Origin of the sequence: Streptomyces lusitanus, assembly GCF_042647945.1 — a bacterium.
Taxonomy (GTDB): domain Bacteria; phylum Actinomycetota; class Actinomycetes; order Streptomycetales; family Streptomycetaceae; genus Streptomyces; species Streptomyces pseudogriseolus.
In genome coordinates this window covers 445,090-460,711 of record NZ_JBHRWL010000007.1, presented here as the reverse complement: position 1 = coordinate 460,711, position 15,622 = coordinate 445,090, and the positions used below count along the sequence as shown (strand labels likewise).

Below are 15,622 nucleotides of genomic sequence, written 5' to 3'. Positions count from 1 at the left end.
GAACCTGACCATGTCCCGCCCCCTGCGGGTAGCCATCGTCGGATCCGGCCCCGCCGGGATCTACGCCGCCGACGCCCTGCTCAAGTCCGACGTGGCCGCCGAACCCGGTGTGTCCATCGACATCTTCGAGCGGATGCCGGCGCCGTTCGGACTGATCCGTTACGGCGTCGCCCCCGACCACCCGCGGATCAAGGGCATCATCACGGCCCTGCACCAGGTGCTCGACAAGCCGCAGATCCGGCTGTTCGGCAACGTGGACTACGGCACCGACGTGCACCTGGACGACCTCCGCGCCTTCTACGACGGCGTGATCTTCGCCACCGGCGCGACGGCGGACCGCGCGCTGCCGATCCCGGGCATCGACCTGGACGGCTCCTACGGCGCGGCGGACTTCGTGTCCTGGTACGACGGCCACCCGGACGTGCCCCGCACCTGGCCGCTGGAGGCGGAGAAGGTGGCGGTCCTCGGCGTCGGCAACGTCGCCCTGGACGTGGCGCGCATCCTCGCCAAGACGGCCGACGAGCTGCTGCCCACGGAGATCCCGCCGAACGTCCACGAGGGCCTGAAGGCCAACAGGGCGAAGGAGATCCACGTCTTCGGCCGCCGCGGTCCGGCGCAGGCGAAGTTCAGCCCGATGGAGCTGCGGGAGCTGGACCACTCCCCCACCATCGAGGTGATCGTCGACCCCGAGGACATCGACTACGACGACGGCTCGATCGCCACCCGGCGCGGCAACAAGCAGGCCGACATGGTCGCAAAGACCTTGGAGAACTGGGCGATCCGCGACGTCGGCGACCGTCCGCACAAGCTGTTCCTGCACTTCTTCGAGTCGCCCACCGAGATCCTCGGCGAGGACGGCAAGGTCGTCGGCCTGCGCACCGAGCGCACCGCCCTGGACGGCACGGGCAACGTCAAGGGCACCGGCGAGTTCAAGGACTGGGACGTCACCGCGGTGTACCGCGCGGTCGGCTACCTCTCCGACAAGCTGCCCAAGCTGCCCTGGGACATCGACTCGGGCACCGTCCCGGACGAGGGCGGCCGGGTCATCCAGGAGACCGGCGAGCACCTGCCGTCCACCTACGTCACCGGCTGGATCCGGCGCGGTCCGGTGGGCCTGATCGGGCACACCAAGGGCGACGCCAACGAGACCGTGGCGAACCTGCTGGCCGACCACGCGGCCGGCCGGCTGGGCGAGCCCGCTTCCCCGGCCCCGGAGGCGGTGGACGCGTTCCTCGCCGAGCGCAACATCCGCTACACCACCTGGGACGGCTGGTACCGCCTGGACGCGGCGGAGAAGGCGCTGGGCGAGCCGCAGGGCCGGGAGCGCGTGAAGATCGTCGAGCGTGAGGACATGCTCCGCGAGAGCGGCGCCTGACACCCCGTGGGTCCCGGGCAGGGGCCCGTCCGCCGGACGCCCGGCCGGCATCGCACCGGCCGGGCGTCCGGCGTCGTCAGTCCGGCAGGGCCAGCCGGGCCGTCTCGCCCGGGTCCACGCGCACCGCGCGGTGACCCGGCAGGTGCACCTCGATCGGGAAGCGTCCGGCGGCGGGCACGGTGATCTCCAGGGAGCCGCTCTCCAGCCGCAGCCGCACGCCCCAGTGGCCGTGGTAGCGGACGGTGAAGCCGTAGGAGGACAGCTCCGGCAGGGGCACCGGGTCGAGCCACAGGGCCCCGCCGCGGGTCTCCAGGCCGGTCAGGCCGCGCTGCACCAGGTCGAGGGTGCCGGCCATGGCGCCGAGGTGGATGCCCTCGCCCGTGGTTCCGCCCTGGATGTCGGCGATGTCGGACTGGAGGGCCTCCTGGCAGAACTTCCAGGCGTCCGCGCGGCGCGCCCGGGCCAGGACCCAGCCGTGCACCAGTCCGCTGAGCGTGGAGCCGTGCGTGGTGCGGTGCAGGTAGTAGTCCACCGTGCGCCGCCAGGTCCGCTCGTCCAGGTTCAGCCCCAGGCGCCGGAAGACGCCCTGGAGTTCCTCCGGCGAGAACAGGTAGCCGAGCATCAGCACGTCCGCCTGTTTGGACGCCTGGTAGCGGTTGACGGTGTCGCCCTCGGACTCCAGGATCCGGTCCAGCCGCCGGATGTCGCCGTACCGGCGCCGGTAGCCCCGCCAGTCCAGCTCGGCGAGTTCGCCGTACCCCTCGAACTGGCTGATGACGCCGTCGTGGAACTGGACGTGCAGGGTGCGGGAGATGTGGTCCCAGTGGTCGAGTTCGGCCTCGTCGAGGCCGGTGCGTTCGGCCAGCTCGCGGCGGCGCGGCTCGGGCAGGTGGCGCAGCACCTCCAGGGTGCGGGCCAGCACCCAGGCGGCGGTGACGTTGGTGTAGGCGTTGTCGTCGAGGCCGGGCTCGACGGCGTCCGGGTAGGCGTCGTGGTACTCGTCGGGGCCCATCACGCCCTTGATGCGGTGGCGGCCCAGCCGGTCGTCGTAGGAGGCGGAGCCGGCCAAGAAGCGGGAGATCTGGAGCAGCATCTCGGCGCCCTTGGTGTGCAGGAACTCCTCGTCGCCCGCGGCCTCGCAGTACTGCCACACGTTGTAGGCGATCGCCGAGCCCACGTGGTGCTGGAGATGGGAGTGGTCGGGCAGCCAGCGGCCCGAGCGGGGGTTGAGGTGCAGCTGCTGGGTCTCCTCACGGCCGTCGCTGCCCGACTGCCACGGGTACATCGCCCCCCGCCGCCCGGCGTCGTGGGCGGCCGTGCGGGCGCGTTCCAGGCGCCGGTGGCGGTAGTGCAGCAGGGCCCGGGAGACCTCCGGGAAGTGCAGGTTCAGGTACGGCAGGACGAACAGCTCGTCCCAGAACACGTGCCCCCGGTACGCCTCCCCGTGCAGGCCTCGGGCCGGCACCCCCACGTCCAGGTCGGCGGTGTGCGGGGAGAGGGTCTGGAGCACATGGAAGAGGTGCAGCCGCAGGATGCGCCCCGCCTCGTCGGGCACGTCCGGCTCCGCCCGGCGCCACAGCTGCTGCCAGGCCGTCAGGTGGGGCGCCAGCAGCGCGTCGAAGGGGGCGGCCCGGTGCACCCGGTCGACGGCGGCGTGCAGCGGGTCGCTGATCGCCGGGTCGCGGGAGGTGTGCAGGGCGACGACCTTGTCGACGGTCAGGGTCTGCCCCGCCTCCAGCTCCAGCCGGGTCGTCTGCACCGCGCGGGGCCGGTCGTGGCGTACGGCGACGGACGCGGGCGAGGTCAGCCGGGCGGCGTAGGCGATCCGGACGTCGGAGGTCCGGGTGCGGCAGCGCAGCCACACGGTGTCGTGCCGCGAGGTGCCGGTGACCACGTGGGTGAGGTGGCGGCCGTCCAGGTCGGCGTAGCGGGCCACCCCGGCGTTGGTGACGCCGCCGTCGAGGGCCGCCTCGACCTCGAGCGGCCCGGAGAAGTCCTCGGCGGTGAACTCGGTGCGCAGACCCGCGAGGTGGGGGTCGGCCATGTGCACGAACCGCAGCTGCCGTACCAGGAGCGCGCCGCCCGCTCCGAGCCCGAACCGGGTGCGGCGCTCCATCAGGCCGGAGGACAGGTGCAGGGTGACGGCGTGGTCGAGGACGCGTGTGGTGTCGGGGGTGAGCCAGTCGCCGCCGGGCTGCCGGAAGCGCAGGGGCAGCCAGTTGGGGAGGTTGACGACGTCCTCGTTCTCCACCTGGCGGCCGGCGACCGCGGAGACGAGCCGGTTGTAGACGCCGGCCGCGTAGGTGCCCGGGTAGTGCACGGCGTCGGCCGCGCACTCCGCCAGGGCGCCCCGGGTGGCGAAGTAGCCGTTGCCGAGGGTGCACAGCGATTCCCGCAGCCGCTCGTCGGCGGGGTCGTAGCCCTCGTACCGCCAGGTCCAGCCCGTCACTTCGCCGCTCCTCCCGCCGACGACCGCCGCGCACGCGGCCGTGCGGCCCGTGCGTGGGCGCCGGGGGCCGGGGGTGGTCCGGCCCGGCGCCGTCACCGGCGGCGAGTCCTCCCGGCCGCGGGGCCGGGCGGTCCCGCCGCGACCGGAACGGCGCACCGAGTACCCGCGCCCGCGGCGCGCCACACACCGCCCGGGACGGAGGACTACCCCTCGCCGACCGGCACCCGCCACACCAGGGTGGTGCCGCCGCCAGGGGTGGCCGTGACGTCGAAGGCGCCGCCGAGCTGCCCGGCGCGCTCGGCCATGTTGCGCAGTCCGCTGCGGCGGCCGCCGGGGGGCAGGCCCACGCCGTCGTCGGCGACCGTCAGCCGCACCTCGCGCCCGTCGGTCTCCAGGGCCACCTGGGCGCGTCCGGCGCGGGCGTGCCGGGCGACGTTGGTGAGGGCCTCGGAGAGCACGGCCACCAGGTGGTCGGCGGCCTCCTTGGACACATGGGTGTCGAGCAGGCCTTCCATCCGCACGCTGGGCGCGAAGCCCAGCAGCGGGGCGGCCTCCCCGACGAGCCGTACGACGCGGGCGCGCAGGCCGGTCCCGGCGCCGCCCGTGGAGGCCCGGGAGCGCAGGCCGAAGATGGTCGAGCGGATGATCTTGATGGTCTCGTCGAGGTCGTCGACGGCCCGCAGCACGCGCTCGGAGGCCTCCTTGTGCTCGATGAGGCGGCCGGCGCTCTGCAGGGTCATGCCGGTGGCGAACAGCCGCTGAATGGCCAGGTCGTGCAGGTCACGGGCGATGCGGTCGCGGTCCTCGAGCACGGCGATCTGTTCGGCGTCCTGGCGGCGCTCGGCCAGCTCCATCGCCACGGCGGCCTGGGCGGCGAAGCCCCGCAGCGGCTCGGTCTCCTTGTCCGTGAGGACGGGGGCGCCGGCGGCGCGGACCAGCAGGAGGATGCCGCGCACGCCGTCGTCGCCGCCGATCGGCACCGCCACGGCCGGACCCAGCCCGGTGAAGGTCTGCGGGCCCTGGAACACCCGTTCGTCGTGAGCGATGTCCGCCGACGTGACAGGGGCGGCGGACGCGAACGCCCGGCCCAGCAGGCTGCCCTTGACCGGCACGACGAGCCCGCGGTGGGTCTCGGCGTCCTGTCCGAGGGCGAGTTCCACGGTCAGCGAGCCGGTGCCCTCCATGGGCACGGCGACGACGGCGAGGGCGGCCCCGGTGATCTCCCTGGCCCGCTCGGCGACCAGCAGCAGCGCCTCGCCGCGCCCGCTGCCGGACATCAGGCCGTGGGTGATCTCGGCGTTGGCCTGGAGCCAGCGCTCCCGCAGCCGGGACTCCTCGTAGAGGCGGGCGTTGTCGATGGCGACGCCGGCGGCGACCGCGAGGGTCGACAGAACCGACTCGTCCTCCTCGTCGAACTGGACCCCGCCGCGCTTCTCGGTCAGGTAGAGGTTGCCGAACACCTGGTCGCGGACGCGGATCGGGACGCCGAGGAAGGTGTTCATCGGCGGGTGGTGCGGCGGGAAGCCGTAGGAGGCGGGGTGCTCGGACAGCTTCGCCACCCGCAGCGGCTCGGGGTGGCGGATCAGCTCGCCGAGGATGCCGTGGCCCTCCGGGAAGTGGCCGATGCGGGCGATCTCCTCGTCGCTGACGCCGACGGTGTGGAAGGCGGACAGCCGCTTGCCGTCCGGGCCGATCACGCCGAGGGCGGCGTACCGGGCGTCCACGAGCGCGGCGGCGGCCTCCACGACGGAGCGCAGCGCCTGCTCCAGTTCGAGCTCGCGGCCGACGGAGAGGACCGCCTCGAGGAGGCTGCGCACCCGGTCGCGGGTGCCGCGGGCCGCGTCGATGCGCGCCTGGAGCTCCTCCAGCAGTTCGTCCAGCCTGAGCTGCGGCAGCCGTACGCGCGCGTCCTCGTCCCGCTCCGGGGCCGTGTCCCGCCCGGCGTCTGTCACCCGTGTGCCTCCTGTCCCCGTACCGCGGCACCGTCCGCCCGGCGTCCTGCGGGGGCCGGGCACCGGTGACGGTCCAGTCACCGTGACCGTACGTCATCGGGCGGGCAGCGCGACCGGCGGGACCGCCCGATTGCAGCGCCCCGCGGCCCCGCGCGCCGATCGGCCGGGCGGCGGGGCGGCGGGGCCGCGGACGGGCGGGGTGTCAGACCTCCAGCTCGTTCTCGATGCGGCGCATCTGATGGCGCGCCATGGCCAGGTTGGCCCGGTTGGAGTCCAGCACCAGGTACAGGAACAGGCCGTTGCCGCCGCGCCCCTTGAGCAGGCGGATCAGGTGGTACTGGTTGTTGAGGGTGATCAGGATGTCCTCGATCTCCTCCTTGAGCCCCAGCAGCTCCATGGTGCGCAGCTTGGACCGCACGACGTCGGTGTTGCCGGCGGCGGCGACCTCCAGGTTGAGGTCCTTGCCGCCGCCCAGGGTGCCGAGGGCCATGCCGCTGGTGTAGTCGACGAGCGCGGCGGCCGTGGCGCCGTCGATCGAGCTGAGGCATTCCTTGAGCGAGGTCTCGGTGTTGGCCATGAGTGGTGTCCTTTCCCATTCGTGAAGGGTGGTGCGGGCCGGCGCCGGCGATATGCGCGGGCGTCCGGCCGGTGGTGGGGTCGGTGGGTGCGGGCCGGCCGCGGTCAGCCGCCGGTCCGGGGAGGCCGGTGGGCGGGACGCTGCGGGGTCCGTACGGGGAGGGTGCCGATGGGCCGGGCCCGGTCCGCCGGGTCCGGGGCGCCGTCGCGGGTGGCGGGCCGGTCGGCGTGGCGTCCGCCGCCGGGGCCGATGCGGGCGTCGACCAGTTCCGCGATCCGGGCGCCGCCGCGCCGGCCCTCCAGGTGGAGCCGGCCGACGTTCACCCGGTCGTCGGCGAGGAGGGTGAGCACGGCGGTGGCGCCGGCCGCGTAGGTGGCGATGTAGCCGTGGGCGCCGCGGACCAGGAGTTCCCGGAAGTCCCCGCGGCCGGCCGCGTCCGTCATGCGGTGGGCGACGCCGAGCGCGGCGGCGGTGAGCGCGGCGAGCCCCTCGGGTTCGGTGCGGGGCACGTCGTGGGCGAGCACGAGTCCGTCGACGGTGGCCGCGAGGGAGCCCGCCAGTCCGGGGACGCGGGTGCGGAGCCGGCGCAGTTCGTCCAGCACGTCGGTCTCGACGGCCATGAGCAGTCTCCTTTCGGCACGCTGCCGGCGCGTGCGGATCACAGTGCCTCCAAGGCGTCCAGGAGCCGTCTCAGCAGCGCTGTGTCGGGCTCGTCCCACTCGGCGCGGCCCGCGCCGGGGACGGGGTGGACGGGCGGGGCGGGCGCGGGGGGTGCGGGGGCGACCAGTCCGTCGGCGGCCAGCCGGCGCAGTTCGACGAGGGTGTGGAAGGTGCGGTGGGCGAGGGCGGCGGCGATCTGCGCCGCGGTGCGTCCGCCGTCGACCAGGGCGAGCGCGCGGCCTCTGCGGGGCGGCAGGTCGGCCGGGTCGGCGTCGGGGGTCCGGGTGAGCGGCGCGGTGTCGACGGCCGGGTCGGGCCAGATGCGGTCCAGCAGGGCGCGGCGGCGGCAGGACTCGCGGAGCACGGTGGCGACCGGCACGGGGCGGACCGCGCCGAGCCAGTGCGCGACGCCGGGGCGGAAGCGCAGGGCGGTGCCGTCGTGGGCGAGCGCGAAGTACGCGGCGTCGAACAGCGCGCCCGTGTGAGCCAGTTCGAGGGCGCCGGCGGTGAGGCGTCCGCTGTCGACGAGCTGGCGGCCCACCCGCTGCCGGGCCCCGGCCCGCTCGACGGCCTCCCACCAGCCGGCCGGGGCGAGGGCGCCGCTGCGGGTGAGCAGGTCGCCGAGGGCGGGGCTGTGGGCGGACTCGACGTGGACCACGTGTCCGGCGGCGAGGTAGAAGACGCCGGAGCGTGTGGTGAGCGCCCCGGTGGCCCGGTCGGCGGCGAGGGTGTCCAGCAGTGCGGGGGCGGATCCGTCCGCGCGGGTGGCGGCCACGGTCATCCGAGCACCAACCGGTCCGCCATCTCGGCCAGCCGGATGCGGGCCAGGGCGAGGTTGCCGTCGGCGCGGCCCAGCGACAGGAACAGGAAGACCGTGCTGTCGAAGGGGGTGACGACGAACCGCAGCAGGTGGAAGGCGTCCGCGGTGGTGAGGATCAGGTCCTCGACGGGCGGGTCCTCGCCCTGGCCGCCGTGCGCGGGGGCGAGCGCGCCGCTCTCCATCGCCAGGCGGGCCAGTTCGGCGGTCTCGGCGGCGGTCGCCTCCACGTCGCCGCCCGGCGCCTCCCCCACCGCGCCCAGGGCGAGCCCGCTGATCCAGTCGACCACCAGGGCGCCACGGGCCCCGGGCAGTCGCATGGCTTCCAGCAGACTCTCGTCGATTCCGGGCACGCCGGATCCCCCTCCTCGCACGGCTGTACCGCGAACGTGACGTCGACGCTACGGTGTGTGCTCGACCGAGGTGAGGGCTTTGGCGATTTCCCGTGGAATATGCGACATGACCGTCGGGGCGCTGATAAGGTCCGCGCCTTCCGCCCTCGGTACGGGGCGGGACGCACGGCTCGCACGGGCGGTTCCGTCACGCGCACGAGGAACAGATGTACGGGCGGGGCCGGCCCCGATGCGGATGGCGGACCGCCCCCGCCCGCGCGCACCAGTGTGGCGACCGGGTGCCGGGGACGGCCACGGGTGAAAGGCCGCCACCGCGTGCGCGCCGCGCACACCCCACACGCGTCACCCCACACGCGTCACGCCGCGCGCGGCCCGGAGCGTCGGCCGTCCGGGCGGACCGCCCGGGGACCGGGCCGCCGTACGGCGGAACCCGGAGTCAGGTCGCACGGCGCGGGCGACGATACTGGGAGCAGCACGTGCCCCCGCTGACGACTGGACCCATGCCGATCTCTGCCACAGCCCGCCCCACCGTCCCTCCCACCGTCCGGACGACCCGCGGCCGCTACGTCGGGGAGGGGGCCGACGACACGCTCCGGCGCAGCCTCGCCGCCCTCAGGGCCTCCGGCGGCATCGACGACTTCCTGGAACTCCCGGCGGACGACACCAAGCCCGACCTGGTGTTCGAGTCCCGTACGCGTTTCGGTGACGGCGTCGGCGTCACGGTCCGCGCCCGGCTCGCCCTCTCCCCCGCCAAGGGCAGGGCACAGGAGCGCGACTGGCTCCTGGTCGCCGAGGCGGAACGCCCCTGGGACCCCTCCTGGCCGTCCCCGGTCACCCTGTTCTGGCCGCCGGAGCCGGACGCCGCCTGGAACCACGACCCGGCGTCCGGGCTGCGTCCCGGCGAGATCAACCCGCTGCCGGAGGACGACAAGGACGTACGGCGCCGGCTGCGGGACTGCGCGCGCGACCCCTGGTACGTCCACGTCGTCGTCCACGAGGCGATGACCCCGGACGAGCGCGGTCACGTCCCGCTCGCGCACTGGCTGCCGCCGGGGCTGCGGCACCGGGTCGTCGAGCACCGGGCCGCCCCGCAGCAGGCGCGGGTGACGAACTGGGCGCTGCGGGAGTTCGGCGTGGAGGTCCCCCGTGGCGGCGCGGCGGTGCTGCCCGGCCGACCGGTCCCCCAGGGGTACGAGCCGGACGCGTTCGCCGTGCGCGCGGTGTTCCTCGACGGCACGGAGCCCACGGACCTGGTGGACGCGGTGCTGCGGCACGACGCGCTGCCGAGGGAACTGCCGGGGCCGGCCGAGGAGGCGCTCACCGCGCTGCGCGAGGACTGGCACCTGCTCACCCTCGCCGAGGAACTGGAGCGGGAGCGGGCGCTGGTGGCGATGTACGCCGAGGCGCTGGACGCCATGACCAAGTCCCGCGACCTGTACCGCGAGGCCGCCGAACGCGCCCACGAGGCGCTGGCCGCGTACCGGGAGACGGGAGGCGCCGCGCCGTCCCCGGCCCAGCCGCCCCGGCCGCGGACGCCCGCGCCGTTGCAGCAGCTGACGCGCACGCTGGAGCGCTGGAAGCCGGGCGGGTCGCGCCGCGGCCGGTCCTCCGAGGAGGAGACCGCCTCGGCGCCGACGCCCGAGCCGGGAGCGGAGCCTTCGGACAAGGGGTGACACCTCGCCGCAGGTGACACCCCCCGTCCACCGCCCGGTACGGCTCCGGCGTCAGTCCGTGGCGTGATGGGGTTCCGCCGGGGGCCACGGGGACCAGCGGGTGCCCGGGGCCGGGGCGGCCACGCGGACCACCAGCGCCACCAGTGACAGCAGCGCCGCCGCGACGGCTGCCGAGGTGGCGAGCCAGTCCGGCGCGAGGGCCAGCTCGACCGCCCTCGGCAGGGCGGCCTCGGAGTACGGGCCGCCGTAGGCGTGGGCGACGGCCGGCACGGTCGCCGCCACGACCCCGGCGGCGAGCACGACCACCGCGGGGCGTACGACGAGGATCAGCGCCAGCACCGTGCACAGCACCGACACGCCGACGGCGAGGGCGTGCACGTCGAGCGACACGCCGTCATGGCGCAGCGGGAAGTGGGTCACCGCGCACACCGCGAGGGCCACGGCCGCCAGCCAGCTCGTCCAGATCGCCGGCCGGGCGACGGGCCGTGAGGCGCGGGTGCGGGCCGTGCTGCGGGGACGGCGGACCGGCCGCCGGGTCCGGCGGACGGCGGGGCGACGGCGCCCGATCCGCGGCGCGCCGCCACGGGACGCCGGGGCGCGCTCCGGCTCGGGGCGGGGGTGCTGCGGCAGCTTCCCGGGCGCGTCCGTCTCCTGAACGGTGCGAGCCTGCGCCACGGCCGCACGCAGGAGGTGCTCGGGGGGCCGGTGGGCGGCCAGACGGTCGATCAGTTCGACCAGCTCGTCCACGGAACGGCCGGTGGCGGCGGCGCGCAGGACCTCCTCGCGGCAGTGCGGCGGAAGGGGCTCGTTGTGCAGGAGGGCGACGAGGAGGGTGACGTCCTCCACCGAGCGGTGGGCGGCCGCCGCGCGGATCGTCTCGTCCGCGCCGGCGGGGTCGCGGGGCGGGCGGGTCAGCAGGGCGACCAGCCGGGTGACGTCCTCCACGGGCCGGTCGACACCGGCGGCGCGCAGCGCGGCGACGACGGCGCGGGTGTGCTCGGGCGACCGTTCGAGCGCGGTGATGAGGTCGACGACCTCTTCGAGGGGGCGGTCCGACACGGCGGCGTGCACCAGGTCGGTGACCGGATCGGCGTACACCCGCCCGGTCGTCCCGGACGCGGCGCCCGGCGGCCCGGCGAAGACTTCGGCGTCACGCGGGCGGTGCGGCTCCCCCGGTTCTCCCGGGGCGTCCACGGGGTCCACGAGGTCGACCGTCGCCACCGGGTCCCGGGGCCGCTCCGGTTCGGCGGGGCCGCGGGGCCGGTCGACCGGGTCGCGCGGACGCCGGCCGTGCACGGGGTCGCGGGAGTGGCCCGCGCCGGCCGGACGGGACGGGCGGTCCGCCCCGGACGGCTCGCGCGAAGGCGCCGTGTCCGCGCCCGCGCCGGACGCGTACCGAGGGTCGGCCGGGGCCGTGTGGTCCGCCGTCAGGTGGCGTGCCCAGGCCGGTCCGGCCCGGTGCGCGCCGGTCGCCGCGCCCGTCGTGCCGGCGGGCGGGGCCGCGGCCGTGTCGACGGGTATGCCGGGTTCGCCGGAGGAGGACGAGGAGAAAGTGGTCATGATCGACTCCAGGGGAAGACTGATCACCATTACTAGGCTCCCCCTCCGGGTGCTGCCACTTGACTGAGCCGCAGGGATGACCTGCGACGACTGCGTGTTTCGGGTGGTGTTCACGGGGCAACGGTCGCGTGCGCGCATGGCCGGACCCCGCCGCCATACCGGGGCCCGGAGCGGGAATCCGTTTCCTCGAGGACCGTGTCGCGGGAGGGGGCCGCGGCACGCGGCCACCGGGAGGAGGGCAGTGATCTTGGACACAACGACCGTGGTGTGGGGCGTCGCCGTCCTCGCGGCCCTGCTGCTGGCCGGCGCCGTGGCCGTGCTGGTCCGTCTGGTCCGCACGCGGCGGGAGTTGCGGCGCGCGGGGCTGCCCACCGGGCCCCGCTGGGTGTTCTGGGGCGCGGTGCTCTACCTGGTGCTGCCCGCCGATCTGCTGCCCGATCCGGTGTACCTGGACGACATCGGCGTCCTGCTCCTCGCTCTGCGCACCATGCGTGGCTCCCTCGGCGCGGGGGCGCCCGAAGTGTCCGGACGGCGGCCGGGCCGACAACCCGCCGATGATTACGCTCCGTGAGGAAACCAACCACCCGTTCGATTCGTATAAGTCTCTGGAAGCCAACGCAAGTCGGCGGACCAAGCGGCGGCGCACAGAAGGCCGTTGCCTGATCGGCGCAGCACCGACGAGGGAGAGACGATGCAACCGTTCGCGCTCAACTACGCCCGTCCGGCGGTGGAGTTGGCCGTTGCCACTCCGTATGCGTATGACTCCGGACTGCAGTTGAACGTCCTCGGTGACGGGCGGATCGCGGCCAGCGACCACGCCCTGTTGCGCGAGCTGGGGACGACCACGTCCACCGCCGGCTCCAAGACCCACTTCGACGACTGAACGCGGACCGTCAACATGACCGTGCTGATCCTCACCTGCGAGGAGGATGTGACCGCCGACATGGTGGTGGTCCATCTGAACGGCGCAGGAGTGCCGGTGGTCCGTCTCGACCCGGCCGACCTCACCGGGGGCGTCTCGCTGTCCGGCGAGTACGTCCACGGCCGGTTCCGCGGCCATCTGTCCGTCGGCGGACGGCTGGTGAGCATCGGCGGGCTGCGGTCGGTGTGGGTGCGCCGCCCCGGCACGCCGGCCGAGCGCGCCCCGCAGCCGTCCGCCTGGCTCACCGAGGAGGCGTCGCAGGCCCTCTACGGCATGCTGCGCGGCAGCGACGCGCGCTGGATGAACCATCCGGACGCCGCGCGGCAGGCCCGCCACAAGCCGTGGCAGCTGCGCCTGGCCCAGCGCTGCGGGCTGCCCGTGCCGGCGACGGTGATCACGACGTTCCCGCGCGCGGCGCGGGAGTTCGCGGAGCGCTTCCCGGACCTGGTGGTCAAGCCGGTGTCGGGGGCGCATCCGCAGGATCCGCCGCGGGCCGTGCCGACCAGCAGGGTGGCGCCGGACACGGACTTCTCGGCGGTGGCCTACGGGCCGACGTTGCTCCAGCGGCGTATCGCCAAGCGGGCGGACATCCGGCTCACCGCGGTGGGCGACGTGCTGCTGGCGGCGCGCAAGGCGACGGTGCCGGACGCGGACCCGCAGGTGGTGGACGTGCGGTTCGCCGCGCCCGGGCCGCCGTGGGAGCCGGTGGAGGTCCCGCCGCGCACCGCGGACGCGGTGCTCGACTATCTGCGCCGGGCCCAACTGGCTTACGGAGCGTTCGACTTCGCCGAGGACGCGGACGGGACCTGGTGGTTCCTGGAGTGCAACCAGTCGGGGCAGTTCGGGTTCGTCGAGGTGGAGACGGAACAGCCGATCGCGCGGACCATCGCGGAGTGGCTGTCCCGCCCCGTGCCTGAGGAGCCCGCGGAGCTGGACGGTTCGATCACCACGGCGCGGTGAGCGCCGGCCGCCGCGCCGAGAGAGCGGCGGAGCGGCGCGGGTGCGGGGTGAGTCCGGCCAGGGTCGGTGCGGCCGGGATCAGTGCGGCCTGGGTCCGGGCAGCAGGGCGGCGCGCTGCCAGCCGTTGCCGGGGGCCTGCTGCGGCAGGTCGAGTCCGGAGCCGTAGCCGGGCGACCGCAGGGGCCGCATGACCGACTCCAGTTCCCTGCTCACGCGTTCGGCCTCGCGGCGGACCTGTGCGGGCACGTCGCCGCACTCCGCGATGAGTCGGTCGTAGATGGGGGAATCCTGGAACACCCGACAACGTGCCTTTCTGCTCGGCGTCCCCGGTTCGGGGCCGCGACTGCCGAGTGTATGCGGCCAACGGGGGTGAAGTGGGCGTTCCGGACGTCAGGCTCCCGTCGTGGAACCGGGCCGGACGATCATCAGGACGGTGACGGTCGCCCAGAGCAGGTTGAACACGCCGGTGAACATGGCGAGTTGGACGGTGCTCCGGGGGTCGACCGGCCGGCGCTCGGTCACCTGCGCGACGAGTTCGCCCTGGCGGGGGAGCACAAGGGCGATGAGCAGGCCCGCGGCCACCGCGGTCAGGAAGACCGAGGTGACGAGCCAGGCGTCGCCGAGAACGCCCATCGCGAGGCCGGTGGCGAGGCCCAGCACCGGCACGAGCGCGCCGAGTCCGGCGTAGACACGGCAGATGCGGTGGAGCAGTTCCACGGTGCCGGCCGCGCGCGGGCCCGGGTCCGTCCCGTCCGCCGGGGCGGCGCGGCGCGCGGCCGGCGGGAACATGCTGGCGGCGACGGTCACCGGACCGACGGCGACGATGGCGGCCAGGACGTGGAGGGACAGGAGCAGCTTGGTCACCGGGGCTCTTTCGTTGACGTGACGGCGGGACGCCCGCACAGGGGATCGACGGGGTCCGCGATCGGCGGATGCCGTGATCACGCTAAAGGCCGTCGGGGCGGCCGGACAGCGGCTGGATCGACAGTTCTCCACGGATTCCCGCCAACCGACCTGACCAGGCATATCGAGCACCGACCCAGGTCGGACCTGCTGGCGGGAACCCGTTTACCCTGGCGTCCATGCACTCCGTGGCGATCCTCGTACTGGATGGTGTGGTGCCGTTCGACATGGCGGCCCCCATGCAGGTGTTCGACTACACGCGGCTGCCCGACGGCCGGCGCCCGTACCGCGTCCGGCTGTGCGCGGAGCGGCCGGAGGTCGCCGCGGACGGCGGCTTCGCGCTGCGCGTCGACCGCGGCCTGGAGGCGCTGGCGGACGCCGACACGGTGATCGTGCCGGGGCGCGCCCCGGGCTCCCCGCCGCCCTCCCCCGCGGTGCTCGCGGCGCTGCGGGAGGCCGCCGCGTCGGGCACCCGGATCGCGTCGGTGTGCGTCGGCGCCTTCGTGCTGGCGGAGGCGGGCCTGCTCGACGGGCTGCGCGCCACCACGCACTGGGCGGCCGCCGAGGAGTTCGCGCACGCGTATCCGCGGGTGGAGGTGGAGCCGGACGTGCTCTACGTGGACAACGGGCGGATCCTCACCTCGGCCGGCGCCGCCGCCGCGCTGGACCTGTGCCTGCACATGATCCGCCGTGACTTCGGGTCGGCGGTGGCGGCGAACGCCGCGCGGATGTCGGTGATGCCGCTGGAACGCGAGGGCGGGCAGGCCCAGTTCATCGTGCACGAGCATCCGCCGGTGCCGCGCGGCTCGGACCTGGAGCCGCTGCTGGAGTGGATCGAGGACAACCTCGCGCGCGAGGTGACGCTGGCCGCGATGGCGGCGCGGGCCGGGATGAGCGAGCGCACCTTCAGCCGCCGCTTCCGTGAGCAGACCGGCACCACGCCGCTCCAGTGGCTGCTGCGGGCCCGGGTGCGGCGCGCCCAGTACCTGCTGGAGTCCGGCGACCACACGGTCGACCGGATCGCCCAGCAGGCCGGCTTCGGCTCCCCCACCGCGTTCCGCGAGCGGTTCCGCAAGGTGGTGGGCACGACCCCGGACGCCTATCGCAGGTCGTTCCGGGGCGGGCGCGCCGCGGCCGTCCGCGTGGACGGCCGGTCCCCTGGCTCAGACGGCCAGCGACAGGCCGCCCTCCCCGTCCGCCTCGGGTGACCGGCCACAATCCGTCCGGGCCCGGGCGAGCAGGTCGTCGGCGCGTGCGACGGCGTCGTGGATGCTTGTCGTGCCCATCGTCGCGCAGAGCCGGCGGGTGACGTCCTCCAGTTCCCCGGCGACCGCCGCCGTCCGTCCTTCCGCCTGCGCGATCCGCAGCGTCGCATACCGCGTCAGCAGCTGCCTGACGACCTTCGGATCCGGTACGAGCAC

16 protein-coding genes are annotated in these 15,622 nt (G+C 74.8%); 6 read left to right on the top strand and 10 right to left on the bottom strand.

The features are described from left to right. Positions 1-10: 10 nt before the first annotated feature. The gene (locus ACFOSY_RS13965) at positions 11-1,375 is read left to right on the top strand and encodes an FAD-dependent oxidoreductase (protein WP_394307101.1); all 1,365 of its coding nucleotides are present in this window, start codon (positions 11-13) and stop codon (positions 1,373-1,375) included. A gap of 76 nt (positions 1,376-1,451) precedes the next feature. Here the strand turns inward: ACFOSY_RS13965 and ACFOSY_RS13960 are convergent, their stop codons facing one another. From ACFOSY_RS13960 to ACFOSY_RS13935, 6 genes are all read right to left on the bottom strand, one after another. Continuing rightward, the gene (locus tag ACFOSY_RS13960) at positions 1,452-3,824 is read right to left on the bottom strand and encodes a glycoside hydrolase family 65 protein (RefSeq protein ID WP_394307100.1); all 2,373 of its coding nucleotides are present in this window, start codon (positions 3,822-3,824) and stop codon (positions 1,452-1,454) included. Positions 3,825-4,027: 203 nt separating this feature from the next. After that, entirely contained in the window at positions 4,028-5,776 is a 1,749-nt protein-coding gene (locus ACFOSY_RS13955) for a sensor histidine kinase (protein WP_394307099.1), read from the bottom strand. 202 nt (positions 5,777-5,978) lie between these two features. Further along, the gene (locus ACFOSY_RS13950; protein WP_394307098.1) at positions 5,979-6,353 is read right to left on the bottom strand and encodes a hypothetical protein; all 375 of its coding nucleotides are present in this window, start codon (positions 6,351-6,353) and stop codon (positions 5,979-5,981) included. 104 nt (positions 6,354-6,457) lie between these two features. After that, on the bottom strand, positions 6,458-6,973 hold the full coding sequence (locus ACFOSY_RS13945) for a roadblock/LC7 domain-containing protein (protein WP_394307097.1): 516 nt from the start codon (positions 6,971-6,973) through the stop codon (positions 6,458-6,460). Between the two features lie 38 nt (positions 6,974-7,011). Continuing rightward, complete coding sequence (locus ACFOSY_RS13940) at positions 7,012-7,794, bottom strand: hypothetical protein (RefSeq protein WP_394307096.1); 783 nt, start codon at positions 7,792-7,794, stop codon at positions 7,012-7,014. After that, positions 7,791-8,183, bottom strand: coding sequence for a hypothetical protein (locus tag ACFOSY_RS13935; protein ID WP_394307095.1), 393 nt, complete (start codon positions 8,181-8,183; stop codon positions 7,791-7,793). The genes ACFOSY_RS13940 and ACFOSY_RS13935 overlap by 4 nt, the downstream gene beginning before the upstream one ends. A gap of 500 nt (positions 8,184-8,683) precedes the next feature. Between ACFOSY_RS13935 and ACFOSY_RS13930 the strand changes: the two genes are divergently transcribed. Further along, positions 8,684-9,856, top strand: a complete 1,173-nt coding sequence (locus tag ACFOSY_RS13930; RefSeq protein ID WP_394307094.1) for a hypothetical protein — start codon at positions 8,684-8,686, stop codon at positions 9,854-9,856. A 51-nt stretch (positions 9,857-9,907) separates the two neighbouring features. Here ACFOSY_RS13930 and ACFOSY_RS13925 read toward each other — a convergent pair whose 3' ends face one another. Beyond that, a complete protein-coding gene (locus ACFOSY_RS13925) occupies positions 9,908-11,416 on the bottom strand; it encodes a hypothetical protein (protein ID WP_394307093.1) in 1,509 nt (502 codons plus the stop codon). A gap of 247 nt (positions 11,417-11,663) precedes the next feature. On the opposite strand from ACFOSY_RS13925, the gene ACFOSY_RS13920 reads away from it, so the two are divergent. The 3 genes from ACFOSY_RS13920 to tgmB all read left to right on the top strand — a co-directional run bounded on the left by ACFOSY_RS13920 (position 11,664) and on the right by tgmB (position 13,298). Further along, positions 11,664-11,987 (top strand): YkvA family protein, encoded by a 324-nt coding sequence (locus ACFOSY_RS13920; RefSeq protein ID WP_037817306.1) that lies wholly within the window; start codon positions 11,664-11,666, stop codon positions 11,985-11,987. Positions 11,988-12,107: 120 nt separating this feature from the next. Then, entirely contained in the window at positions 12,108-12,299 is a 192-nt protein-coding gene (tgmA, locus tag ACFOSY_RS13915) for a putative ATP-grasp-modified RiPP (protein WP_006132986.1), read from the top strand. A gap of 15 nt (positions 12,300-12,314) precedes the next feature. Continuing rightward, the gene (tgmB, locus tag ACFOSY_RS13910; RefSeq protein WP_394307092.1) at positions 12,315-13,298 is read left to right on the top strand and encodes an ATP-grasp ribosomal peptide maturase; all 984 of its coding nucleotides are present in this window, start codon (positions 12,315-12,317) and stop codon (positions 13,296-13,298) included. A gap of 78 nt (positions 13,299-13,376) precedes the next feature. On the opposite strand, the gene ACFOSY_RS13905 is transcribed toward tgmB, so the two are convergent. Together ACFOSY_RS13905 and ACFOSY_RS13900 are read right to left on the bottom strand one after the other, a co-directional pair. Then, on the bottom strand, positions 13,377-13,595 hold the full coding sequence (locus ACFOSY_RS13905; RefSeq protein WP_394307091.1) for a hypothetical protein: 219 nt from the start codon (positions 13,593-13,595) through the stop codon (positions 13,377-13,379). 93 nt (positions 13,596-13,688) lie between these two features. Then, complete coding sequence (locus ACFOSY_RS13900) at positions 13,689-14,162, bottom strand: hypothetical protein (RefSeq protein ID WP_394307090.1); 474 nt, start codon at positions 14,160-14,162, stop codon at positions 13,689-13,691. Positions 14,163-14,380: 218 nt separating this feature from the next. Here ACFOSY_RS13900 and ACFOSY_RS13895 point away from each other — a divergent pair, with 218 nt between their 5' ends. Next, positions 14,381-15,409: a GlxA family transcriptional regulator gene (locus tag ACFOSY_RS13895; protein ID WP_394307089.1), complete on the top strand. Its 1,029-nt coding sequence runs from the start codon at positions 14,381-14,383 to the stop codon at positions 15,407-15,409. Here ACFOSY_RS13895 and ACFOSY_RS13890 read toward each other — a convergent pair. Beyond that, complete coding sequence (locus ACFOSY_RS13890; protein WP_394307088.1) at positions 15,365-15,622, bottom strand: DUF5133 domain-containing protein; 258 nt, start codon at positions 15,620-15,622, stop codon at positions 15,365-15,367. The two genes, ACFOSY_RS13895 and ACFOSY_RS13890, sit on opposite strands and share 45 nt — an antisense overlap.